The sequence below is a fragment of the Nioella ostreopsis genome (assembly GCF_004000255.1).
GTDB classification, from domain to species: domain Bacteria; phylum Pseudomonadota; class Alphaproteobacteria; order Rhodobacterales; family Rhodobacteraceae; genus Nioella; species Nioella ostreopsis.
Genome location: NZ_RCIQ01000007.1, coordinates 133705 through 154000, shown reverse-complemented (window position 1 = coordinate 154000; position 20296 = coordinate 133705). Strand labels below are relative to the sequence as shown.

At 65.7% G+C, this 20296-nt stretch carries 22 protein-coding genes and 1 other RNA gene; 18 read left to right on the top strand and 5 right to left on the bottom strand.

Going from position 1 to position 20296, the window contains the following annotated elements:
• Positions 1-177: 177 nt before the first annotated feature.
• The 3 genes from EP237_RS09815 to arsJ are packed head-to-tail and all read left to right on the top strand — an operon-like array spanning position 178 to position 3250.
• A complete protein-coding gene (locus EP237_RS09815) occupies positions 178-1014 on the top strand; it encodes an arsenate reductase/protein-tyrosine-phosphatase family protein (RefSeq protein WP_127560609.1) in 837 nt (278 codons plus the stop codon).
• The gene (locus tag EP237_RS09810) at positions 1011-2009 is read left to right on the top strand and encodes an ArsJ-associated glyceraldehyde-3-phosphate dehydrogenase (protein WP_127560607.1); all 999 of its coding nucleotides are present in this window, start codon (positions 1011-1013) and stop codon (positions 2007-2009) included. Before EP237_RS09815 ends, EP237_RS09810 begins: the two co-directional genes overlap by 4 nt.
• The gene (arsJ, locus tag EP237_RS09805; RefSeq protein ID WP_127560605.1) at positions 2006-3250 is read left to right on the top strand and encodes an organoarsenical effux MFS transporter ArsJ; all 1245 of its coding nucleotides are present in this window, start codon (positions 2006-2008) and stop codon (positions 3248-3250) included. The genes EP237_RS09810 and arsJ overlap by 4 nt, the downstream gene beginning before the upstream one ends.
• 324 nt (positions 3251-3574) lie before the next feature.
• Here arsJ and purD read toward each other — a convergent pair whose 3' ends face one another.
• A complete protein-coding gene (gene purD, locus EP237_RS09800; protein WP_127560603.1) occupies positions 3575-4843 on the bottom strand; it encodes a phosphoribosylamine--glycine ligase in 1269 nt (422 codons plus the stop codon).
• A 79-nt stretch (positions 4844-4922) separates the two neighbouring features.
• On the opposite strand from purD, the gene EP237_RS09795 reads away from it, so the two are divergent.
• The 3 genes from EP237_RS09795 (at position 4923) to xseA (ending at position 7910) form a co-directional block, all read left to right on the top strand.
• Entirely contained in the window at positions 4923-5537 is a 615-nt protein-coding gene (locus tag EP237_RS09795; RefSeq protein WP_127560600.1) for a glycine-rich domain-containing protein, read from the top strand.
• A 189-nt stretch (positions 5538-5726) separates the two neighbouring features.
• Positions 5727-6317: a hypothetical protein gene (locus EP237_RS09790; protein WP_127560598.1), complete on the top strand. Its 591-nt coding sequence runs from the start codon at positions 5727-5729 to the stop codon at positions 6315-6317.
• A gap of 42 nt (positions 6318-6359) precedes the next feature.
• Positions 6360-7910: an exodeoxyribonuclease VII large subunit gene (gene xseA, locus EP237_RS09785; RefSeq protein WP_127560596.1), complete on the top strand. Its 1551-nt coding sequence runs from the start codon at positions 6360-6362 to the stop codon at positions 7908-7910.
• Positions 7911-8008: 98 nt separating this feature from the next.
• Here xseA and EP237_RS09780 read toward each other — a convergent pair whose 3' ends face one another.
• Positions 8009-9055: an alkane 1-monooxygenase gene (locus EP237_RS09780; RefSeq protein ID WP_127560594.1), complete on the bottom strand. Its 1047-nt coding sequence runs from the start codon at positions 9053-9055 to the stop codon at positions 8009-8011.
• A 128-nt stretch (positions 9056-9183) separates the two neighbouring features.
• Here EP237_RS09780 and EP237_RS09775 point away from each other — a divergent pair, with 128 nt between their 5' ends.
• Positions 9184-9834, top strand: coding sequence for a lysoplasmalogenase (locus EP237_RS09775; protein WP_127560592.1), 651 nt, complete (start codon positions 9184-9186; stop codon positions 9832-9834).
• Here EP237_RS09775 and EP237_RS09770 read toward each other — a convergent pair.
• The gene (locus EP237_RS09770; RefSeq protein WP_127560590.1) at positions 9831-10064 is read right to left on the bottom strand and encodes a YdeI/OmpD-associated family protein; all 234 of its coding nucleotides are present in this window, start codon (positions 10062-10064) and stop codon (positions 9831-9833) included. The two genes, EP237_RS09775 and EP237_RS09770, sit on opposite strands and share 4 nt — an antisense overlap.
• Before the next feature lie 105 nt (positions 10065-10169).
• On the opposite strand from EP237_RS09770, the gene ftsY reads away from it, so the two are divergent.
• The 5 genes from ftsY to EP237_RS09745 all read left to right on the top strand — a co-directional run bounded on the left by ftsY (position 10170) and on the right by EP237_RS09745 (position 14308).
• Positions 10170-11339 (top strand): signal recognition particle-docking protein FtsY, encoded by a 1170-nt coding sequence (gene ftsY, locus EP237_RS09765; RefSeq protein ID WP_127560588.1) that lies wholly within the window; start codon positions 10170-10172, stop codon positions 11337-11339.
• A 65-nt stretch (positions 11340-11404) separates the two neighbouring features.
• Positions 11405-12301: a hypothetical protein gene (locus EP237_RS09760; protein WP_127560586.1), complete on the top strand. Its 897-nt coding sequence runs from the start codon at positions 11405-11407 to the stop codon at positions 12299-12301.
• Complete coding sequence (locus EP237_RS09755) at positions 12298-13200, top strand: EamA family transporter (protein WP_127560584.1); 903 nt, start codon at positions 12298-12300, stop codon at positions 13198-13200. The genes EP237_RS09760 and EP237_RS09755 overlap by 4 nt, the downstream gene beginning before the upstream one ends.
• A gap of 15 nt (positions 13201-13215) precedes the next feature.
• Positions 13216-13818: an inner membrane-spanning protein YciB gene (locus tag EP237_RS09750; protein ID WP_127560582.1), complete on the top strand. Its 603-nt coding sequence runs from the start codon at positions 13216-13218 to the stop codon at positions 13816-13818.
• A 73-nt stretch (positions 13819-13891) separates the two neighbouring features.
• Positions 13892-14308, top strand: a complete 417-nt coding sequence (locus EP237_RS09745; protein WP_127560580.1) for a universal stress protein — start codon at positions 13892-13894, stop codon at positions 14306-14308.
• Between the two features lie 2 nt (positions 14309-14310).
• Here the strand turns inward: EP237_RS09745 and EP237_RS09740 are convergent, their stop codons facing one another.
• Positions 14311-15150 (bottom strand): pseudouridine synthase, encoded by an 840-nt coding sequence (locus EP237_RS09740; protein WP_127560578.1) that lies wholly within the window; start codon positions 15148-15150, stop codon positions 14311-14313.
• Positions 15151-15202: 52 nt separating this feature from the next.
• On the opposite strand from EP237_RS09740, the gene EP237_RS09735 reads away from it, so the two are divergent.
• The gene (locus EP237_RS09735) at positions 15203-15655 is read left to right on the top strand and encodes a nucleoside deaminase (protein ID WP_127560576.1); all 453 of its coding nucleotides are present in this window, start codon (positions 15203-15205) and stop codon (positions 15653-15655) included.
• 121 nt (positions 15656-15776) lie between these two features.
• Here EP237_RS09735 and EP237_RS09730 read toward each other — a convergent pair whose 3' ends face one another.
• Positions 15777-16469 carry a metal-dependent hydrolase gene (locus EP237_RS09730; protein WP_127560574.1) on the bottom strand — a complete coding sequence of 231 codons (693 nt, stop codon included), beginning with the start codon at positions 16467-16469 and terminating at the stop codon, positions 15777-15779.
• Positions 16470-16638: 169 nt separating this feature from the next.
• Between EP237_RS09730 and gatC the strand changes: the two genes are divergently transcribed.
• The 5 genes from gatC (at position 16639) to rnpB (ending at position 20203) form a co-directional block, all read left to right on the top strand.
• Positions 16639-16926 carry an Asp-tRNA(Asn)/Glu-tRNA(Gln) amidotransferase subunit GatC gene (gene gatC, locus EP237_RS09725; RefSeq protein WP_127560572.1) on the top strand — a complete coding sequence of 96 codons (288 nt, stop codon included), beginning with the start codon at positions 16639-16641 and terminating at the stop codon, positions 16924-16926.
• Positions 16926-18410: an Asp-tRNA(Asn)/Glu-tRNA(Gln) amidotransferase subunit GatA gene (gene gatA, locus EP237_RS09720; protein ID WP_127560570.1), complete on the top strand. Its 1485-nt coding sequence runs from the start codon at positions 16926-16928 to the stop codon at positions 18408-18410. The genes gatC and gatA overlap by 1 nt, the downstream gene beginning before the upstream one ends.
• Positions 18411-18442: 32 nt before the next feature.
• The gene (locus EP237_RS09715; RefSeq protein WP_127560568.1) at positions 18443-19114 is read left to right on the top strand and encodes a hypothetical protein; all 672 of its coding nucleotides are present in this window, start codon (positions 18443-18445) and stop codon (positions 19112-19114) included.
• Positions 19063-19770, top strand: coding sequence for an N-acetylmuramoyl-L-alanine amidase (locus tag EP237_RS09710; protein WP_127560566.1), 708 nt, complete (start codon positions 19063-19065; stop codon positions 19768-19770). The genes EP237_RS09715 and EP237_RS09710 overlap by 52 nt, the downstream gene beginning before the upstream one ends.
• Before the next feature lie 33 nt (positions 19771-19803).
• Positions 19804-20203: RNase P RNA component class A (gene rnpB / locus EP237_RS09705), an RNA gene on the top strand.
• The last annotated feature ends 93 nt before the right edge of the window (positions 20204-20296 follow it).

Sequence of the window (20296 nt, the reverse complement as noted above, 5' to 3'; positions counted from 1 at the left end):
GGATAAGCGCCGAGAGAGACTCGGGTCAGCTTTGAGGTTAGCGAGGCGGAGATTTATTTCAAGCTTAAAGTATCGGGCTTGAAATATCCCGCGCTGCAATATGAAACTTTCATGAAATCAGACCTGTCGCAGGGCAGGGGGCTTGCGCGACTCGTTTATTTCGGTAATTCACGAAATATGGAAAAAGAACTTGCCCAGCTTTCAACCCTCGCCCATGAGGGCCGCAACGCGATCTTCCGCCTGCTGATGCGCCGCTACCCCGACGCGGTTCCAGCGGGCGAGATCACCGCTGCGCTCAGCCTCAAACCCTCCACCGCCTCGGCTCATCTGGCGGCCCTGCGCGAGACCGGGCTGATCACGCAAACGCGGCAAGGCACCTCGCTCCTTTACCGCGCCGATACGGGCGCGGCGCAGGGGCTGGTCGATTTCCTGTTCTCCGAGTGCTGCCGGGGCCGCCCCGACATCTGCCCGCCCGCCATGACCCTTCCCGCGAAAGGAGCCGGGACCATGCCCGACAAGACCTACAGCGTTCTCTTCATCTGCACCGGCAATTCCGCCCGGTCGATCATCGCTGAAACCCTGCTGCGCGACATGGGCGCGGGCCGGTTCACCGTCCATTCCGCCGGAACACAACCCTATTCGGAGCTGAACCCGCTCGCCGTCCGGATGCTGGCCCAGAAGGGCCATGACGTGACCGGCTTGCGTGCCAAGAACGTCGCGGAATTCCAGGGCGAAAGTGCCCCCGCGCTCGATTTCGTCTTCACCGTCTGCGACCGCGCCGCGAACGAGGAGTGCCCGCCCTGGCAAGGCCAGCCGATCACCGCCCATTGGGGCCTGCCCGACCCGGTCAAGGCAGAGGGCACAGAGGCGCAGCGGATGCTCGCCTTCCAGCAGACCTATGGGCTTCTGAAAAACCGCATCGCCGCCTTCACCGCCTTGCCGTTCGACGCGCTCGATGCCGTGTCGCTGCAATCCCGGCTCGACGACATCGCCTCCGAAGGAGAGACCGCATGACCACCTATGCCCTTAATGGCCTTGGCCGCATGGGGAAACTCGCCCTGCGCCCCTTGCTGGAGCGCGGCGCAAACATCGCCTGGATCAACGACGCCACGGGCGACCCGGAAATGCACGCGCATCTGCTGGAATTCGACACGGTCCATGGCAGGTGGAACGCCGAGTTCTCCCACGATGCCGACAGCCTTACCATCGACGGCACCCGCCTGCCGGTCCTGAACGAACGCGCGCTGGACAACCTGCCGCTCGAAGGCGTCGACGTGGTCATCGACTGCACCGGTGCCTTCAAGACCGAAGCCAAGCTCGCCCCCTATTTCGCGGCGGGCGTCAAGAAGGTCGTCGTCTCCGCCCCGGTGAAGGACGGCCCCACGGCCAACATCGTCTACGGCGTGAACAATCACGATTATGACCCGGCCACCCACCGGATCGTCACGGCGGCGAGCTGCACCACCAACTGCATCGCGCCCGTGGTGAAGGTCGTCCACGAAACCTTCGGCATCAGGCACGGCTCCATCACCACGATCCACGACGTGACCAACACCCAAACCATCGTGGACCGGCCCGCCAAGGACCTGCGCCGCGCCCGCTCCGCGCTGAATTCGCTGATCCCCACGACAACGGGCAGCGCCACCGCGATCACGCTCATCTACCCCGAGCTTACCGGCAAGCTGAACGGCCACGCCGTGCGCGTGCCGCTCTTGAATGCCTCGCTCACCGACATGGTGTTCGAGCTGGAGCGCCCCGTGACGGAGGAGGAGGTCAACGCCGCCTTCAAAGCCGCCTCGGAGGGCGCGCTGCAAGGCATCCTGGGCTATGAGACCCGCCCCCTCGTCAGCGCCGATTACACCAACGACCCGCGATCGACGATCGTGGACGCGCCCTCGACCATGGTTGTGAACGGCACGCAGCTGAAAATCTACGCCTGGTATGACAACGAATGGGGCTATGCGCACCGCCTTGCCGACGTCGCCTTCATGGTGGGGGCAAACCTGTGAACCAGCCGCAGGGCCTTGCCGCCTATATCGCAGTGACGGCGGCCTACTGGGCCTTCATGCTGACCGACGGGGCGCTGAGGATGTTGGTGCTCCTGCACTTCCATACGCTCGGCTTCTCGCCGGTGCAGCTGGCCTATCTCTTCGTGCTCTACGAAGTCGCGGGCGTGGTGACGAACCTGTCGGCGGGCTGGATCGCCGCGCGCTATGGCCTGACCTCGACGCTCTACGCAGGGTTGGCGCTGCAGGTCGCGGCGCTGCTGGCACTGACGCAGCTCGACCCTGCATGGTCCATCGCCGCCTCGGTCGCTTTCGTGATGGCGGTGCAGGGAGCCTCCGGAGTGGCCAAGGATCTGGCCAAGATGTCTTCCAAGTCGGCGGTCAAGCTTCTGGCGCCGAGGGGGCAGGGCGGGCTCTTCCGGTGGGTGGCGCTGCTGACGGGGTCGAAGAACGCGGTGAAGGGGCTTGGCTTCTTCCTTGGTGCGGTGCTTCTGGGTCTCTTCGGCTTCAGGGCCTCGGTCCTGGGAATGGCGGTCCTTCTGGCCGCGATCCTGCTTCTCATCGCGCTCAAGATGCCCAAGGGCCTGCCCACGGGCCGCAAGGACGCGAAGTTCAAAGAGGTCTTTTCCAAGAACCGTGACATCAACTGGCTGAGCTTCGCGCGGCTCTTCCTTTTCGGTGCCCGCGATGTGTGGTTCGTGGTCGGCATCCCGATCTATTTCTACGCCGTGCTGTCGGACGGGTCCGAGGCCGGAAACCGCGCCGCCTTCTTCACCATCGGCAGCTTCATGGCGCTCTGGATCATCCTTTATGGCGGGGTGCAGGCCTGGGCACCAAAGCTCCTGCGCGCCGCCGCGCGTCCCGGCGCAGAGATCACCCGCGCCGCCCGAACCTGGGCCGCGGCGCTGATCCCCGTTCCCGCGCTTCTTGCCGCACTGGTGGCGCTCGCCGGGTCGCCCGCGCCATGGCTCACCGCAAGCCTCGTGGCCGGGCTCCTGATCTTCGGCGCGATCTTCGCGGTCAATTCCGCGCTCCATTCCTATCTCATCCTCGCCTTCACCAGCGAGGACCGGGTGACCATGGATGTGGGGTTCTACTACATGTCCAATGCCGCAGGGCGGCTCCTCGGCACGCTCTTGTCCGGGGCAAGCTACCAGCTCGGCGGGTTGCCCCTCTGCCTTGCGACGGCGGCCCTCATGGTGACTGTCAGCGCCTTCGGCACCACACGTCTCGGCACGCGCTGAGCCTCTTTCAGCTTGGCTCAAATACCTCGGGGGAGTCGCCGCAGGCGACGGGGGCAGCGCCCCCTGCGCCGGTGGAATGCTCTCGAGAAGAGCATTGGAACCGGATCGGGGCCGAAGGCCCCGATCCGCACCTCGACGCGCAGGATCGCGGCCCGCAAGGGCCGCGCGGGTCGACGCGCCGCAGGCGCGGCGAAACCCCATATCGTATGCACGGGGGGTGCACAGGGGGTGTACGCCCGGTGTACGGGGGGTGACATATCAAAATCGGGGTCCGCGCCCGGCACGGGCGCGCGGGTCGACGTGGCGCAGCCACGGCGAAATCCCTCAGTCCGACAGCGCCCGCCAGCCGATATCGGACCGGTAGAACCCGCCCGGCCAGTCCACCCGATCGACCAGCGCATAGGCCCGGTCGCGTGCCTCCTGAAGGGTCTCACCCCGCGCCGTCAGCGCCAGGACCCGGCCGCCTGCAGCCGTCACGATCCCGTTCTCCCGTCTCGTCCCGGCGTGAAAGCACATCTCATGGCTGGTTTCGGGCAAAGCCTCCAACCCCTTGATGACGCTGCCCTTCTCATAGGATCCCGGATAGCCCTGCGCCGCCATCACCACGGTCATCGCATGGTCATCGGCCCAGTTGACGGCCATCTCATCCAGCCGCCCCTCGGCGGCAGCCAGCATCAGGTCCAGCGCCTGCGCACCAAGGCGCAGCATCAGGCACTGGCATTCCGGATCGCCAAAGCGCACGTTGTATTCAATGAGCTTCGGCTGCCCGTCCTTGATCATCAGCCCGGCGAACAGCACGCCCTGGAACGGCATCCCCCGCCGCGCCATCTCGGCCATCGACGGCTTGATAATTTCCTCCATCGTTTTCAATACGATAGAATCCGACATTACCGGCGCGGGACTGTAGGCACCCATGCCGCCGGTATTGGGTCCGGTGTCGCCGTCCCCCACCCGCTTGTGATCCTGCGCAGTGCCCACAGGCAGCACCGTCTTGCCATCCGAAAGCACGAAGAAGGAGGCTTCCTCGCCCTCCAGAAATTCCTCGATCACCACTTCCGTGCCCGCATCCCCGAAGGCGCCGCCGAACATGTCGTCGATGGCGGCCAGCGCCTCGGCCTCGGTCATCGCCACGATCACGCCCTTGCCCGCGGCCAGCCCGTCGGCTTTGATCACGATCGGAGCCCCCTGCGCGCGGATATAGTCCCTGGCCGGACCCGCGTCGGTAAACCGCGCATAGGCCGCCGTCGGTGCGCCGGAGGCGTCGCAGATCTCCTTGGTGAAGGCCTTGGAGGCTTCCAGCGCAGCGGCGGCTTTGGAGGGGCCGAAGGTGAGGATCCCCGCCTCGCGCAGAGCATCCGCCACGCCCGCCGCCAGCGGCGCTTCCGGGCCGATGATGACGAAATCCACCGCTTCCTCGGCGCAGAGGTCCAGCACCGCGCCCGCATCTTCCGGGTCAATCGCAGCACAATCGGCAATCTGGCCGATGCCGCCATTGCCCGGTGCCACGATCAGCTTGTCGCATTTGGGATTTTGCAGCACCGCCCATGCCAGAGCATGTTCGCGCCCGCCGCTGCCAAGGATCAGAATATTCACGTGGCACTCCCCGCCTGATAGGTTTGGGCGGGGAATACCCAAGCCCGGCCATGGGCACAAGCAGAGGGGATGCCGCAGCATGAAAGATCAGCTGCTTTGGGAACGGATCGAGGCCCATCCAATGCCGGAGGGCTTCGTCGAACTGCTTGTGGCGCGCACCGGCTGGCCCCGCGACCGGGCCGAGGCGGCGGTTGCCGAATACCGGCGCTTGGCCCACCTGGTCGCGCTGGTCAAAACCGCGCGCCGGGTGCCGTCGAAAGCTGTGGAACAGGTCTGGCGACTGCATGGAGAGGACCGCGCCGCCTATACCCGGTTCTGTGCCGAGGCGCTCGGGCGGGACTGGCATCTGCCGGGTGGCCCCTTCCCCCGACGCAGCGGCCGGGACATGGAGCTGACGTTGAAGGCCTATGCCCGCGAATTCGGTGACCGCGCCCCGGCGCGGATCTGGCCCGATCCGAACCGGCGGCTGCGGTTTGGCATCGCGGGCGGTGCCGTGGTGGCGGGCGCGGCGGGGTCTCTGGCCGCGGTGTCCGTCCTGCCGGTGGTCGCCGGTGCCGCGCTGGCCATCCTCATCCTCTGGCTCGGCAATCGCGGTAGCGTGGAGGCGGGCGATCACTGGTGGTATCTTCCCCCCAACGACATCGGTTTCGATGGCGGGGGCGGTGATGGGGGTGGAGGAGGCGGTGGCGATTGAACCGGTGCCCCACCCGTGTCCCAGGACGTGGAGCCCGGCACAGCCATGCCAATCGTGACACGGGCGACACCCTCGACCATCCCGCCGCTAACGGATCCCGGATCGTTCCCTTCAACGCCCCGCTTTGCTAGGATGGCACGGAACGACATCGGCAGGCCCGAGGCCAACGGATATGAAGGCAGGACCCGGATGAGAGACCCAAAGCTCTGGCAACGCTGTCTGGACTATTCCTTGCCACGGGGCCCCGAAGGACAGGACTTCGCGGCATGGTGCGCCGAGGAGGAAGACATCACGCCGAGCCAGGCCAAGGGCCTGCTGCGAGACTACAAGCGGTTCACCTATCTCGCCGCCACACATGCGCTGGAGGATCCCGTTGCAGCCGGTCTTGTCGGGCGCGTCGCGGAATTGCACGAAGCCTCTGGCGATGGCCCCCGCTATCGTCGCGAGGTTCTGAATGGCGCGTCCTGGCGCGTGCGGGCGCGATTGCGGCGGGCTGAGCGCGAGGCGCTGACGCGCGCCTATGAGGCAGAGTTCGGCGAAGCGCCTTATGGCTGGTACTGGGACAGCCGGTCGAAAGCCGCGTATTGGGCGATTGCCGCGCTGTTCATCATTGCGGGCGCGGGGCTTGCCGCGCTCGATGGCAGCCTCGCCCCGCTTGCCCTGGGCGGAATTCCGGCAGCGCTCGTCCTTCTCTACGCCCGCACCAAGGGAAAGATGGCCGGATCGGACGGCATGTCCGACGCGGCGCGCTATGGCGGCGGCATGGGTGGGGCGGGTTGAATTGATCTGGCCCCCGGGGCCGGGCGCGGCTAGGTTTGCCCCATGAGTGATTTGCTGGAAGACGACGCCCCGGGCAATGCGCCGGAATTCACGGTTTCCGAGATCTCGGGGGCGGTCAAACGCTCGATCGAGGCGGGCTTTTCGCATGTCCGGGTGCGCGGAGAGGTCGGGCGGCTGTCGCGACCCCGGTCGGGCCATATCTATCTGGATCTCAAGGATGACCGCAGCGTTCTGGCCAGCGTGATCTGGAAGGGCGTCTCGGCGCGGCTGGCCACGCAGCCCGAGGAGGGGATGGAGGTCATTGCCACCGGGCGGCTCACCACGTTTCCGGGGCAATCCAAATACCAGCTGGTGATCGAGGATATCCGCCCCGCCGGTATGGGCGCGCTGATGGCGATGCTGGAAAAGCGGCGGGCGGCGCTGGCAGCGGAGGGGCTTTTCGCGGAGGATCGCAAGCAGAAGCTGCCGTTTTTGCCCGAGGTGATCGGGGTCGTTACTTCGCCCTCGGGCGCAGTTATCCGCGATATCCTGCACCGTTTGCGCGACCGGTTTCCGCGTAAGGTGCTGATCTGGCCGGTGGCCGTTCAGGGCGCGAAATGCGCGCCCGAGGTGGCTGCCGCGATCCGGGGGTTCAACGCCTTTCCCGTTGGCCGCTTGCCACGGCCCGACCTGTTGATCGTGGCGCGCGGCGGTGGCTCGCTAGAGGATCTGTGGGGCTTCAACGAGGAAGCGGTGGTGCGGGCGGCGGCGGAAAGCGCGATCCCGCTGATCTCTGCCGTGGGCCATGAAACCGACACGACCCTGATCGACTACGCCTCCGACCGGCGCGCACCCACGCCGACGGCGGCCGCGGAAATGGCGGTGCCGGTGCGGCTGGACCTGTTGAACTGGGTTGGCGATCAGGGGGCGCGGGCCACACGGGCGGCGACGCAGGCTGTGGCGCTCAGGCGGCAGCGGCTTGGCGATCTGGCGCGCGGGCTGCCACGTCCCGAGACGCTGCTCGACGCGGCACGGCAGCGGCTGGACTATCTGGGCGCGGGTCTTGACCCGGCCTTACGGGCGCTGACCCGTGAAAAAAGGATGCGGTTCGAGGCACAGGCCGCCCGGCTGGCCCCGGCGCTGGAACGCGGCGTGGCTTCGCGGCGGGTGGTGCTGGGACGGGCAGAGGCGGGCCTGTCGCCCGCGCGGCTCGGCGCGGCTGTGCGGCAGCGGCGCGACCTGCTCGACCGGTTGTCGGCGCGGATGTCCCCGGACCGGCTGGCCGATCGCACGGGCCGCGAGAGGCAGCGGTTCGACGAGCTTTCCGCCCGGTTCGCCCGGGTGGCGGTGCAGGGCGTGGCGCAGCGGCAGGAGCGGCTGGCGGCGCTGGAGCGGTTGCGCCAGACGCTTGGCTATACCGAGACGCTGAAGCGGGGCTATGCGGTGGTGCGGGCCGGGGCGTCGGTGCTGACCACGCGAGAGGCGGCGCAGGCTCATGCGCGGCTTGAGGTGGAATTCTCGGATGGCACGCTTGGGGTGATGACGGAAAGCGGGCCCGCACGGGTGAAGCGGGGCGGTGGCAAGGACGAACCGGACCAGGGGAGCCTGTTCTGACCGGGATTGCGCTGCCTGCGGCATCGCCCGGGGAACGCCCCTCCTCAGACCCCTTCGGGGCCTTCGTCGGGCCGTGTTGCCACGGAGTTGTTGCGAGGTCAGGTCTGCGGTCCGTTCGCCGGGCGCGGGTTGAGAGGGGCAGCGCGCGCCATGGCCTTGGCGGCGCGTTTGTCCATGATCCTGCGCCAGTGGCGGGGCATGGTGGCCAGCATCGCCATGATCGGCATCGACCAGGGCAGAACCGGCGCGCCGCCAGGCACGATCAGCGCGTCATAGGGCGTGTCGGGATGCATGTGATGGTCGGAATGGGCCGGGGCGTTGACCATCAGGTAGGAGGTGAAGCCCTGCGGTGCGTTCCAGCTGTGATGGGGGCCGACCGGTTCCCATTTGCCATTGGGCAGGTGGCGGCGGGTGAGGCCGTAATGCTGGATATAGTCCGACAGAAGAATTTGCAGATGAGCGAGGAGTGCGAGCGCGAAAAACCCGGTCAGACCTGCGAGGCCGCCAGTCCAGAACGCCAGTGTCGCGCAGAGCAGCCCGCCGCCCATATACCAGGCATAGGGATTCACACCGCGCCTGCGCGCATCCCGGCGGCGTTCAGCGATCAGACCGGCGCGAAAGGACCCGATCCAGGCGCGCGGCAGGAAGGCCCAGAAGCTTTCACCCGGCCTTGGTGTGTTGGGATCCTCGGGCGTGCCCACATGGGCGTGATGCACCAGCCGGTGCGCGGAAACATGGTGACCGAAGAGCATCGAGACGTAGACCGCCCCGCCAAGGCGGCGCAGGGTGCGGGGCGCGCGGTGGATCAGCTCATGGGCGTTTGGATGGCTGATCTGGCCCAGAAAAGAGCCCGCCGCGAGCAATAGCGTCACGGTTTCCCCGACGCCGCGCGTGGGGTCGCCGAAGGCCCGGGCGGCCAGCAGCAGAAGCGACAGATGACCGATGGCCAGTACAACCGACAAGGGATCGGCAATCTCGGAATGCAGGGCCTTTGCCTTGGGCGGTGTCAGGATCTGGTCGAGCCCTGCCGCGATCAGCGTCAGCCATAAAAGCGCCAGTGCCGCCCACCATCCCCCCCACAGCGCGCCCGCCAGCAGCAGGGCAAGCGGGGGCAGGTTGGCCAGGGCATAGCGCCAGATCGGCATGGGGCGGGTCCTCGTGACTGGTTTACCGAGATTACCAATGGTCAAGCGTGGCAAACAAGGCAATGCGCCTCTTGCCGCGCCCATCCTGATAGGCTCTGGTTTAGATCAGGTTGACGAAAGGGCAGGGAATGGACGCGGCAATGATGGTGGCGGCGGCAGGGGCGGTGATCGCCTTGGTCTACCAGGCACGGGTGAACGACGATGTCAGCGCCCTGCGTTCGGTCCTGAAAACGGCCCCCGTGGCGCTGTTTTCCCTTGCTGCGATGATGTCGGGTGCGCCCTTGCTGCTGGCCTTCGGTCTGGCTCTTGGCGCGGTCGGAGATTTTGCGTTGTCCCGCAAAGGGGAGGCGGCCTTCATGGCGGGGCTCGGCAGTTTCGCGCTGGCGCATCTGGCCTATGCGGTGGTTTTCGTCGGGGTGGAGGGGCGGCTTGCCCCCTTTGACCTGACGGCGTTGCGCTGGCTTGGGGTGGCCGCCTTGGTCATCATGGCGCAATCGACGGTCATCTGGCTGCTGCCCTACACGGGTGGGTTGAAACGACCGGTCGCGGCCTATGTGGCGATCATCAGCGCCATGGGGCTGGCAGCGCTGCATCTGCCTGCCGCGCAAGGGCTGGCGATGCTGGGGGCGGGGCTGTTCGTGGCCTCGGATATTGTTCTGTCGGTGGAGCTCTTTCGCATGAAAGAGGGAAGCCCCGCCACGCGGATCGCCTCTCACCTCGTCTGGCCGCTCTATTGGGGCGGGCAGGGGCTGATCCTGGTGGGGATCGCCTGGACCTAACGCTCGCCACCCCAGGCCATTTTCATGTAGACATTGCCCGCGCGCAGTTCGTCCAGCATCTGGGCAAGGCGCTTTTCCCGCGTTTCGGGCCGTTTGGCCCGCGCGATCCAGCCCAGATAGTCGTTGCGCTGATAGGGTGGGCGGGCGTCATAGGCGGCGCGCAGGCCCGCCGCATCCAGTCGGGACGCGATATCGTCGGGCATCGGCTGCAAAGGGCGCGTGAGGGTCATCGCAGGCAGCATAGGTGCAATCCGCGCCCGCGTCGACATGCGGCGCTTCCATCCGGCGCGCGCCCGTATTAGGTGAATACCAAGCACTATTCCCCAGGGGGCCTCATGTCGTTCTTCAAGAAACTCAAGGACCGGATGTTCAAATCCTCGTCGAAGCTCGATGAGGGCCTCGATGCGATCATCGAGGAAGGCGCGGTCGAAGAAGAGGACCAGATCGAGGGGCATACAGCGGAGGCGGTTGCGTCACCTGAACCGGACCCCGTTGCGCCTGAGCCCGCCCCTGAACCTGTTGAGGAGGCGCCCGCTCCTGATCCGGTTGCGGAAGACCCCGCGCCAGAACCCATCGCAGAGGCGCCCAAGCCCATCCCCACCCCGCAGCCCTCCCCGGTGCCCGCCGCAAAACCCGGCCTTCTGGGCCGGATCATGGGCCGCAGCAGCGCCCCGCGCCGGGCGCTCGATGATGATATGCTGGAGGAACTGGAGGAGCTGCTGATCACCGCCGATATGGGCGTGGACACCGCCATGCGCGTCACCGCCAACATGGCCGAGGGGCGGTTTGGCAAGCTGATGACGGCGGGCGATATCAAATCGCTGCTGGCGCAGGAGATCGGGCGGATCATGGAGCCCGTAGCCAAGCCGATGCCGCTTTACCCGAAAAAGCCGCAGGTGGTGCTGGTCGTGGGCGTCAACGGCTCAGGCAAGACCACGACAATCGGCAAGCTGGCCAGCCAGTTCAAGGCCGCCGGAAAAAGCGTAGTGATCGCGGCGGGCGACACGTTCCGCGCCGCTGCCGTGGAACAGCTGCAGGTCTGGGGCGACCGCGCGGGCGTGCCGGTGCTGACCGCCGCCGAAGGGTCCGATCCCGCCGCTCTGGCCTTCGATGCCATGACCAAGGCCGAGGCGGAGGGGGCCGACCTGCTGATGATTGACACGGCGGGGCGGCTGCAGAACCGCGCTGATCTTATGGAAGAACTGGCCAAGATCGTTCGGGTGATCCGCAAAAAAGACCCCGACGCGCCGCACAATACGCTTCTGGTGCTCGATGCAACCACCGGGCAGAACGCGCTGTCTCAGGTGGAAACCTTCCAGAAGATGGCCGATGTCTCGGGCCTCGTGATGACCAAGCTCGACGGCACCGCCAAGGGGGGCGTGCTGGTGGCGCTGGCCGACAAGTTCGGTCTGCCGATCCATGCCATCGGCGTGGGCGAGCAGATCGACGATCTGGCCCCCTTCGACCCGGAGGATTTCGCCAAGGCCCTGACGGGGGCAGAGTGAACCGAGAGATGCGTCGGGGCGACCCACAAAGGTTGAGCAAACCTTTGAGGGAGTCTGCCTTTACCATGAAACGCACCATCCTTGCCGCGCTGACCGGGCTTGCCCTGTCGGCCCCTGTCCATGCCCAGATGACCGAGTCCAGCTGTGCCGTCAGCTGGGGCATGGTCAGCGCCCCGCTTGGCCTGCCGCCGGATCTGGCCACCGCTCAGCTGGAGGACGAAAGCTGCGTTGCCCGCGATCTGGAGATCGTGACTGGGCGCATCCGCGTTCTGGTCGATGAACTGCGCTGGCAAATGGACGGGCTGGAGGCGCTGTTGATCAGCGGGGCGCTGCTGGATCGGGTCGAGGTGACCGCGCGCGGGGTCTATGTGCTGGCCGCGACCGGGATGCCTGATTTCGACTATGTGATGGAAGCACAAGCCCGCGTGGGCGAAGGCATATCGGTCGATCTGCTGGCCACCCATGCGGACGGTGACGTCATGCTTGACCGCCTGCATGTGGATTTCCCGGGCGAGAATGCCATTGACGCCACCCTGCACCTGACCGGCGTGGACCCGCGCGCCCCCGATCAGACCGTGATCCGCGCGATCCGGCTGGAGGTTCTGACCCGCGGGCTGTTCGAAACCTATGCGCTGATGCCGTTGGCCAATCTGCTGATCGGGTCTGCCGGTGATCCCGAGGCCGAGGTGGCCCGGCTTCAGGCCGAGGCCATCGCTGCCATTGAGGCATTGCCAGAGCCGCAATTCCACCGCACCACGCGGGCCGCGCTGGTGATGCTGGTGCAGGATATACCCAACCCGGCGGGCCGGGTCATTTTCGACCTGCAAGCTGATGACGGATTGCCGATCAGCCAATTGAGCGAGGATGCCGGATTGCTGGGGCGCTTGCCCGCGTCCGACCCCCTTGCCGCCTTGGCCGGGGCCGATCTGCAAGTCAGCTACTACAGATATGGTGAGGAATGAGCGACTGGATCGTTTCGCTGGCAGGCACGCCGGAGGGGGCGACACTCGCGACTTTTCTGGCTCTGCTGGCGGCGATCCTGCACGCGGTCTTCGGCGCGCTGCAGAAGGGGCGGCATTCGCCGCTGCTGTCGCGGGGCGTGATCGACGCGGGCTATGGGCTGATGGCGGCGCCCTTTGCGCTGTTTATCGTGCCCTGGCCCGCGCCGCATATGTGGCCGATTTTCGGGGTCATGCTGCTGATCCATGTGGGCTACAAGGCGGCGCAGGTGGCCAGCTATCAGCGCGGCGCCTATACGGTCGTCTATCCCGTCATGCGCGGCACCGGGCCGCTGTTCACAGTGATCGGGGCGACGATCTTCTTTGGCGAGCATTTTACGCTGACCCAGTGGCTGGGGGTCCTGACCCTGCTGTCGGGCATCTATGGCCTCGCCTTCTACAACCTGCGCACCATCACCGTGGACCGGGAAACGCTGGTGCCGGCGCTGTGGCTTGCGGTGCTGACCGGGCTTTTCGTGGCAGCCTACACCACCTACGACGCCTATGGCATCCGCGCCGCCAACGATCCGTTTACCTTCCTTGCGTGGTTTTTCTTTCTCGATGGCATGACCATGCCTCTGGTCGCGTATTACGCCTATCGCCGGATGCCCAACCCGCCTGCGTTTGGGCCGCTCGCCCTGCGTGGTCTGATCGGCGGGCTGGTGGCGATGGCCAGTTTCGGCTCGATCCTGCTGGCCACACGACTGGACCAGGTGGGACAGGCGGCGGTGCTGCGCGAAACCTCGACCGTTTTTGCCGCGCTGATCGGCTGGCTGATGCTTGGCGAACGCGTCGGCCCCCGCCGATTGGCGCTTATGGGGTTGATCGCGGCCGGGGCGGTGATAGTTGAGATGGGCGGATAATCTGAGGCGCGATTGATGGAAGAACGCAAGATCAACCCCTATGTGAAGAGCGCACTGGAGCTTGGGCCGCCGATCCTGTTCTTCATCGCCTATCTGTGGGTGAAGGACGAAACCTACACCATCGCGGGCCATGACTATTCCGGCTTCATCATCGCCACCGCTGGCTTCATCCCGCTGCTGCTGGCCTCCATCGCAGCGCTCTGGTGGCTGACGGGCAAGCTGTCCCGCATGCAGATCTTCACCGCCGTCCTTGTCGTCGTCTTCGGCGGGCTCACCGTCTGGTTCGACAACGAGGCGTTCTTCAAGATGAAGACCTCGATCGTCTACACCTTCTTCGCGGTGGTTCTGGGGATCGGCCTGCTACGTGGCGAAAGCTGGCTGCAATTCGTCATGGGGGAAATGATGCCGATGGCGAAAGAGGGCTGGATGATCCTGACCAAGCGTCTGGTGGCGGCCTTCGCCCTCATGGCCCTTGCCAACGAGATCGTCTGGCGCACCCAGACCACCGAATTCTGGGTGACGTTTGAAACCTTCGTCCTGCCCGGCTTCCTCTTCGTCGTCTTCATGTTTCAGGCCAAGCTCTTTGAGCGTCACATGATCGAAAAGGACGAGGGCTGACCCCCTTGACTCAGATCAGGGGCCTTCTTTTCCTGCCCTGATAGACTGGCAGCAGGAAAGAGGAGGACCCAACATGACGTCTCGCATTCTGGTGCCGGTCGATCTGGATCATATCGACAAGCTCGACAAGGCTCTCGACATTGCCGGGAAAGCCGCGAAAGAGCATGAGGCCACGGTCACCTATGTGAGCGTGATCGACCCGGTGCCAACCGCCTCGAAACGGCTGGAAGGGCACGAGGCGCAGAAGCAGCTCGATGCCTTTGCCGATACCCAGGCCAACACCCACGGGATTCGCACGGATGACCACGTCCTCCTGCGCGGAGACCTGCATCTGCATGTGGGGCGCGAGATCATCAAGGCAGCCGAGGATGCCGGGTGCGACCTTATCGTGATGGCCAGCCATGTGCCGGGGTTCAAAGACCACTTCCTGACCTCGAATGCGGGCTATGTGGCAACCTATGCGCCGGTTTCGGTCTACGTTGTGCGCTAGGCTCAGCGCCTGTTGGCTACGGGGCCCTTGGGCCCTTTGGGCGGTGCCTTGCGGGGTTTCTTTACACCGGGCCGCGTTGGCTTCGCCTTTGCTTCCGCATGACCGTCGGGCAGGGCGATCCCCAGTTGGTCGCGCAGCACCTTGGGCTTGATTTCCTCGACCTCGCCGGGTTTCAGCTCGTTCAGCCGGAAGGGGCCATAGCTGACCCGGATCAGCCGGTTCACATCAAGGCCCACTTCGCCCATGGCGCGGCGGATCTCGCGGTTCTTGCCTTCGCGCAAGCCCACGGTCAGCCAGGCATTCGCGCCCTGCTGGCGGTCGAGCGTCACGTCCATCGGCTGGAACCGTTCGCCTTCGATGGTCACACCCTTGCGCAGCGGGGCCAGATCCTCGTCCTTGGGAGTGCCCTTCACCCGCACCCGATACTTGCGCAGCCAGCCGGTCGAGGGAAGCTCCAGCTTGCGCTTGACGCCGCCATCATTGGTCAGCAGCAGCAGACCCTCGGAATTGAGGTCGAGCCGCCCGACGCTCATCACCCGCGGCATCCCCTCGGGCAGCGTGTCGAAGACCGTCTCGCGGCCCTTTTCGTCGCTCGTCGTGGTCACCAGGCCCTGCGGCTTGTGATAGAGCCACAGGCGCGGGCGATCGGGCTCACCCACCTCCTTGCCGTCAACGGTGATCTTGTCGGCAGGCGTCACGTTCAGCGCCGGGCTGTCGATTTTCTTGCCATTGACGGTGACGCGGCCCGCCTCGATCATGCGTTCCGCCTCCCGCCTGCTGGCGATGCCGGCGCGGGACAGAACCTTGGCGATGCGGTCGCCCTCTGGGGTGTTGGTGCTCATGGCTTTGGACTAGCGGTTTGACAGCGGCTTGGAAAGCGGCAAAGGGAAGGGAATGACCGGTTTCATCAGCCATATGCAGACCGCGCTTAATGAGGCGCGCCTTGCCGCAGAGGCGGGCGAGGTGCCCGTGGGGGCCGTGATCGTCGGCCCCGATTGCACGGTTCTGGCGCAAACCCGCAACCGGATGCGAGAGCTGAAGGACCCCACGGCACATGCCGAGATGCTGGCCATCCGCGCGGCCTGCGCGGCGCTTGGGTCGGAACGGCTGAGCGGCTGCGATCTCTACGTGACGCTGGAACCCTGCCCGGCCTGCGCGGGGGCCATTTCGGCGGCCCGCATCGCGCGGCTCTATTACGGCGCGGCGGACCCGAAATCGGGTGGCGTCGCGCAAGGCCCGCGCGTCTTCGATCACCCGCAGGCCCATCACAAGCCCGAGGTCTATTGCGGGATAGGGGAACGCGAGGCGTCGGAGCTGCTCAAGAAATTCTTCGCGCCCCGAAGATAACTCTTTCATCTTGGCCCAAATACCTCAGGGGGTCGCCATTGGATGCGCCATTGGTTCAAGCCCAATGGCGACGGGGAGGATCCCCCCGCGGGTCGGATGGCCGAAGGCCATTCGAAATCCCTTACAGCGCAATCGCTTCCATCACCTCCGGCTCGATTACGTCGACACCGGGCAGGGCAGCGGCCAGCGCATCTGCATTTTGCTCCAGGATCGGGAAGGTCCGGTAATGGCAGGGGATCACCGTCTTGAAATCGAAGAATTTTTTCGCCGCGTAGGCCACCCGTCTCATATCCATGGTAAAATGCCCGCCTGCGGCCAGAATGCCGATATCGGGCGCATGCAGGTCGGCGAAGACGCCCATATCCGCCATCACATCCGTGTCGCCCGAGAAATAGATGGTCCGGCCCTCGCCCGCGATCATGAAGCCGCATTCGGTGCCGCCCCATTTCGGTCCATCGGGCGTGCCAAAGCTCGACGAATGCACCGCGTTGACCATCGTCACCGCCACATCGCCCAGTTGCACCGTACCGCCCTTGTTGAAACCGACGGTCTCGATCCCCTCATTTTCGGCCCAATACCCCATCAGGTCATACTGGCCCACGACCGGCACCGCCATGTCCTTCGCCAGATCCACCACATCGGCTACGTGATCGAAGTGACAATGGGTCAGCAGGATATGGGTGGCCCCGGCAATCGCGTCCGCCTTGCGGTCCTCGGGAAAGACCGGGTTGCCGGTGAACCATGGATCGACCAGCAGGACCTGTCCTGCGATCTCGATGCGGAAACTGCCGTGCCCGAGCCAGATGATGTTCATGGGTCTTCTCCCTGTCCTAAAGATCACATTGCCCGAAGGTTAGCCGCAGAGGGACCTTCGTCAAACGGGATTCGCCGCAAATCAGCGTTGCAGGCGCTTGCGGCTCTGCGCCTTGCCCGGTAAACCGATGCCCGATCCAGACTGCACAAGCCCGAAGGTGTAACACCCCATGTCCATCGACATCGAAACCGCCGCCCGCGTCGCGAAGCTCGCGCGGATCAAGGTGGAAGAGGAAGACCTGCCCGCGCTGGCAGGCGAGTTCAACGCGATCCTCGGCTTCATCGAGCAGTTGCAGGAACTGAATGTCGATGACGTGGAGCCGATGACCTCGGTCACGCCGATGCGCCTGAAACGGCGCGAGGATGTGGTGACCGATGGCAATCAGCAGGCCAAGGTTCTGGCCAATGCCCCCGATGCACGGGAAGGGTTTTTCGCGGTTCCGAAGGTGGTGGAATAATGTCCGATCTCAACAAGCTGACCATCGCCGAGGCGCGCGACGCGCTGCGTAAGGGCGAAACCACCTCTGTCGCGCTGACCGAGGCTTGCTTGGCCGCCATCGACGGTGCTGATGCGCTTGGCGCCTTCGTGCACAAGACGCCGGATCTGGCGCTGGAGCGGGCCAAGGCCGCCGACGCGCGGATCGCGGCGGGCGATGCGCCCGACATGTGCGGCATTCCCGTGGGCATCAAGGATCTCTTCTGCACCGAGGGTGTGCCCTCGCAGGCGGCCTCCAAAATCCTCGAAGGCTTCCTGCCGCAGTATGAATCGACCGTTTCGGGCCAGCTGAAAGACGCAGGCGCCGTGATGCTCGGCAAGCTCAACATGGACGAATTCGCCATGGGGTCCTCGAACGAAACCTCCGTTTATGGCAATGCGGTGAATCCGTGGAAGGCCGGCAATGGCGAGGACCTGCTGACGCCCGGCGGCTCTTCCGGTGGCTCGGCCTCTGCCGTGGCGGCTGACCTGTGCCTGGCCGCGACCGGCACCGATACCGGCGGCTCGATCCGACAGCCCGCCGCCTTCACCGGCACCGTGGGCCTGAAACCCACCTATGGGCGCTGTTCCCGGTGGGGCATCGTGGCCTTTGCGTCCTCGCTGGATCAGGCGGGGCCAATGACCAAGACCGTCCGCGATGCGGCGATCATGGGCCGCGCGATGATGGGGCATGACCCGAAAGACTCGACCTCCGCCGATCTGGCGGTGCCGGATTTCGAGGCGATGCTGACCGGCGACATTCGCGGCAAGGTCATCGGGATTCCCGAGGAATACCGCATGGACGGCATGCCCGAAGAGATCGAGACGCTTTGGCATCAGGGGGCCGAGATGCTGCGCGATGCGGGCGCCGAAATCCGCGATATCAGCCTGCCGCACACCAAATACGCGCTGCCCGCCTATTACGTGATCGCACCCGCCGAGGCGTCCTCGAACCTCGCCCGCTATGACGGGGTGCGCTTTGGGCACCGCGCCAAACTGGGCCATGGCGACGGCATCACCGAGATGTATGAAAAGACCCGCGCCGAGGGCTTCGGAGCCGAGGTGCAGCGCCGCGTGATGATCGGCACCTATGTGCTGTCGGCGGGCTTCTACGACGCCTATTACAACCGCGCCCGCAAGGTGCGCGCGCTGATCAAGAAGGACTTCGACGATGTCTTCGCTGAAGGTGTCGACAGCATCCTGACCCCCGCCACGCCCTCTGCTGCCTTCGAGCTTGGCAAAGAGGTGTCGGACCCGGTCGAGATGTATCTCAACGACGTCTTCACCGTGACCGTGAACCTTGCCGGACTGCCCGGTGTGGCGGTGCCGACAGGCCTCGACGCGCAGGGACTGCCGCTTGGGCTGCAGCTGATTGGCCGCCCGTGGGAGGAAGGCGATCTGCTGAACACCGCTTATGCGCTGGAAAACGCGGCCGGTTTTGTGGCGAAACCCGCCAAATGGTGGTAAAAGCCTGACAAAACACGATCGAGGGTGGGCAGATGCAGAAACTGGCGATGACGGGGCTGACGTTCCTGCTGCTTGGGGCCTGTGCGTCCCAGCCCGAGGACGCGCGCGGCGTCGGCTTTGGCGATTACAACCAGCATCTGGCGCAGGAACGGGCGGAGCGTGAGGCCGCGCTTGCGGGTGGTCAGCCGCAGACCGTTCTGCCACCCGCTCGCGAGGACCGTCCTGATATCGCCGCGCTGGCAGCGGGGGCCATCGACGAGGCCGAGGGAACGACCCCGGCCCCCCCACCAACAGCTGGCCACACCAGCATCTCGGACGAACAGGATTTCGAGGCGGTTGCGGGGCGCGAATCCATCGAAAGCGATGCCGAACGGCTGCAACGCATGCAGGAACAGCGGGTCGAGATCGCCCCCATAGCGGTGCCCGAGCGCCCCGGCTCCACCGGCCCCAATATCATCGAATACGCGCTGACCACCTCGAACCCATTGGGAAATCAGGTCTTTCGCCGGTCGCCCTTCGGGCAAGGACGGCATGAACGGAATTGCCTGGCCTACCGGTCCGACGATCTGGCGCAGGAGGCGTTCCTGTCCATGGGCGGGCCCGAGCGCGACCGGCAGGCGCTCGACCCCGATGGCGATGGCTATGCCTGTGGATGGGATCCGACCGTCTACCGCAACGCCGCCGCCGCTGCCCGCAACCAGTGATCCGCTCGCCCAATTTCAGCCCCCGCCGCGACGGGCTGAGACCGGAACTGGTCGTCCTGCACTACACCGCCATGGACAGCTGCGAAGCTGCATGCCGCGCGCTGTGCAACCCTGCGCGCGAGGTGTCGGCGCATTACCTGATTTCCGAGGCGGGTGAGGTCATGGCGCTGGTCGAAGAAGAGATGCGCGCCTGGCACGCAGGCGCGGGCGCATGGGCCGGGCGGGACGATGTCAATTCCCGGTCGATCGGGATAGAGCTGGCCAATACCGGCTACACCCCCTTCGCCGCGCGCCAGATCGCGGCGCTGGAGGCGTTGCTGCCGGGCATCCTGTCACGCTGGTCTATCGCGCCCGAGGGGGTCATCGCGCATTCCGACATGGCGCCCGACCGAAAGAACGACCCCGGCCCGCGCTTCGACTGGCAAAGGCTCGCCCGACAGGGGCTGTCGGTCTGGCCGGAGCCACAGGATATCGCCGTGGATTGGCCCCGGTTTCGCGCAGATGCCGCGCGCTTTGGCTACCCCGAGACGACCGACGATCTGCTGCTGACCACGCTGCGCCTGCGCTTTCGCCCGCGCCACGACGGGCCGCTCGATACCCGTGACATGGGGATCATGGCCGATCTCGCCGCACGTTTCCCTGCCAGACGGGCTTGACCTTCCCCCCGCACGCCCCTAGGTCGCGATGGCGCGGAGGGCTGGATGGCCGCGGGCGGGGCAACCCGTCCGAGGAAAGTCCGGACTCCCTGAAGCAACGGTGCCGGGTAACGCCCGGGCGGAGCAATCCGACGGAAAGCGCCACAGAAATGAAACCGCCACCGGGCCGGTCGGGCAACCGATACCGCCGGCGGTAAGGGTGAAACGGTGGAGTAAGAGACCACCGCGGGACTGGCAACAGGACCGGCACGGCAAGCCCCACCGGGAGCAACGCCAAATAGGGACCTCGCGTGCCTGTCACAGGGTCGCTTCAGCCCGAGAGGTCCGGGTTGGCAGCTGGAGCCTGCGTGCAAACGCAGGCCTAGAGGAATGGTCATCGATCCGCGAGGAAACCCGCGGGGGACAGAATCCGGCTTACAGGCCCTCCGCGCAAATCTGTCATCAATGGCGACACCGCCTGTCGGCGTTGATCCGGGTGCGCCCCCCAATGGGAGAAGTTCCTGTGAACGGCACCAAGAAGCCCGAA

Bases quoted from the DNA above. Each gene is read 5' to 3' on its own strand.
- EP237_RS09815 (WP_127560609.1), top strand. From the start codon at position 178: ATGGAAAAAGAACTTGCCCAGCTTTCAACCCTCGCCCATGAGGGCCGC.
- EP237_RS09810 (WP_127560607.1), top strand. From the start codon at position 1,011: ATGACCACCTATGCCCTTAATGGCCTTGGCCGCATGGGGAAACTCGCC.
- EP237_RS09795 (WP_127560600.1), top strand. From the start codon at position 4,923: ATGAAAGATCAGCTGCTTTGGGAACGGATCGAGGCCCATCCAATGCCG.
- EP237_RS09790 (WP_127560598.1), top strand. From the start codon at position 5,727: ATGAGAGACCCAAAGCTCTGGCAACGCTGTCTGGACTATTCCTTGCCA.
- xseA (WP_127560596.1), top strand. From the start codon at position 6,360: ATGAGTGATTTGCTGGAAGACGACGCCCCGGGCAATGCGCCGGAATTC.
- EP237_RS09780 (WP_127560594.1), bottom strand. From the start codon at position 9,055: ATGCCGATCTGGCGCTATGCCCTGGCCAACCTGCCCCCGCTTGCCCTG.
- EP237_RS09775 (WP_127560592.1), top strand. From the start codon at position 9,184: ATGGACGCGGCAATGATGGTGGCGGCGGCAGGGGCGGTGATCGCCTTG.
- EP237_RS09770 (WP_127560590.1), bottom strand. From the start codon at position 10,064: ATGACCCTCACGCGCCCTTTGCAGCCGATGCCCGACGATATCGCGTCC.
- ftsY (WP_127560588.1), top strand. From the start codon at position 10,170: ATGTCGTTCTTCAAGAAACTCAAGGACCGGATGTTCAAATCCTCGTCG.
- EP237_RS09760 (WP_127560586.1), top strand. From the start codon at position 11,405: ATGAAACGCACCATCCTTGCCGCGCTGACCGGGCTTGCCCTGTCGGCC.
- EP237_RS09755 (WP_127560584.1), top strand. From the start codon at position 12,298: ATGAGCGACTGGATCGTTTCGCTGGCAGGCACGCCGGAGGGGGCGACA.
- EP237_RS09750 (WP_127560582.1), top strand. From the start codon at position 13,216: ATGGAAGAACGCAAGATCAACCCCTATGTGAAGAGCGCACTGGAGCTT.
- EP237_RS09745 (WP_127560580.1), top strand. From the start codon at position 13,892: ATGACGTCTCGCATTCTGGTGCCGGTCGATCTGGATCATATCGACAAG.
- EP237_RS09740 (WP_127560578.1), bottom strand. From the start codon at position 15,150: ATGAGCACCAACACCCCAGAGGGCGACCGCATCGCCAAGGTTCTGTCC.
- EP237_RS09735 (WP_127560576.1), top strand. From the start codon at position 15,203: ATGACCGGTTTCATCAGCCATATGCAGACCGCGCTTAATGAGGCGCGC.
- EP237_RS09730 (WP_127560574.1), bottom strand. From the start codon at position 16,469: ATGAACATCATCTGGCTCGGGCACGGCAGTTTCCGCATCGAGATCGCA.
- gatC (WP_127560572.1), top strand. From the start codon at position 16,639: ATGTCCATCGACATCGAAACCGCCGCCCGCGTCGCGAAGCTCGCGCGG.
- gatA (WP_127560570.1), top strand. From the start codon at position 16,926: ATGTCCGATCTCAACAAGCTGACCATCGCCGAGGCGCGCGACGCGCTG.
- EP237_RS09715 (WP_127560568.1), top strand. From the start codon at position 18,443: ATGCAGAAACTGGCGATGACGGGGCTGACGTTCCTGCTGCTTGGGGCC.
- EP237_RS09710 (WP_127560566.1), top strand. From the start codon at position 19,063: ATGGGATCCGACCGTCTACCGCAACGCCGCCGCCGCTGCCCGCAACCA.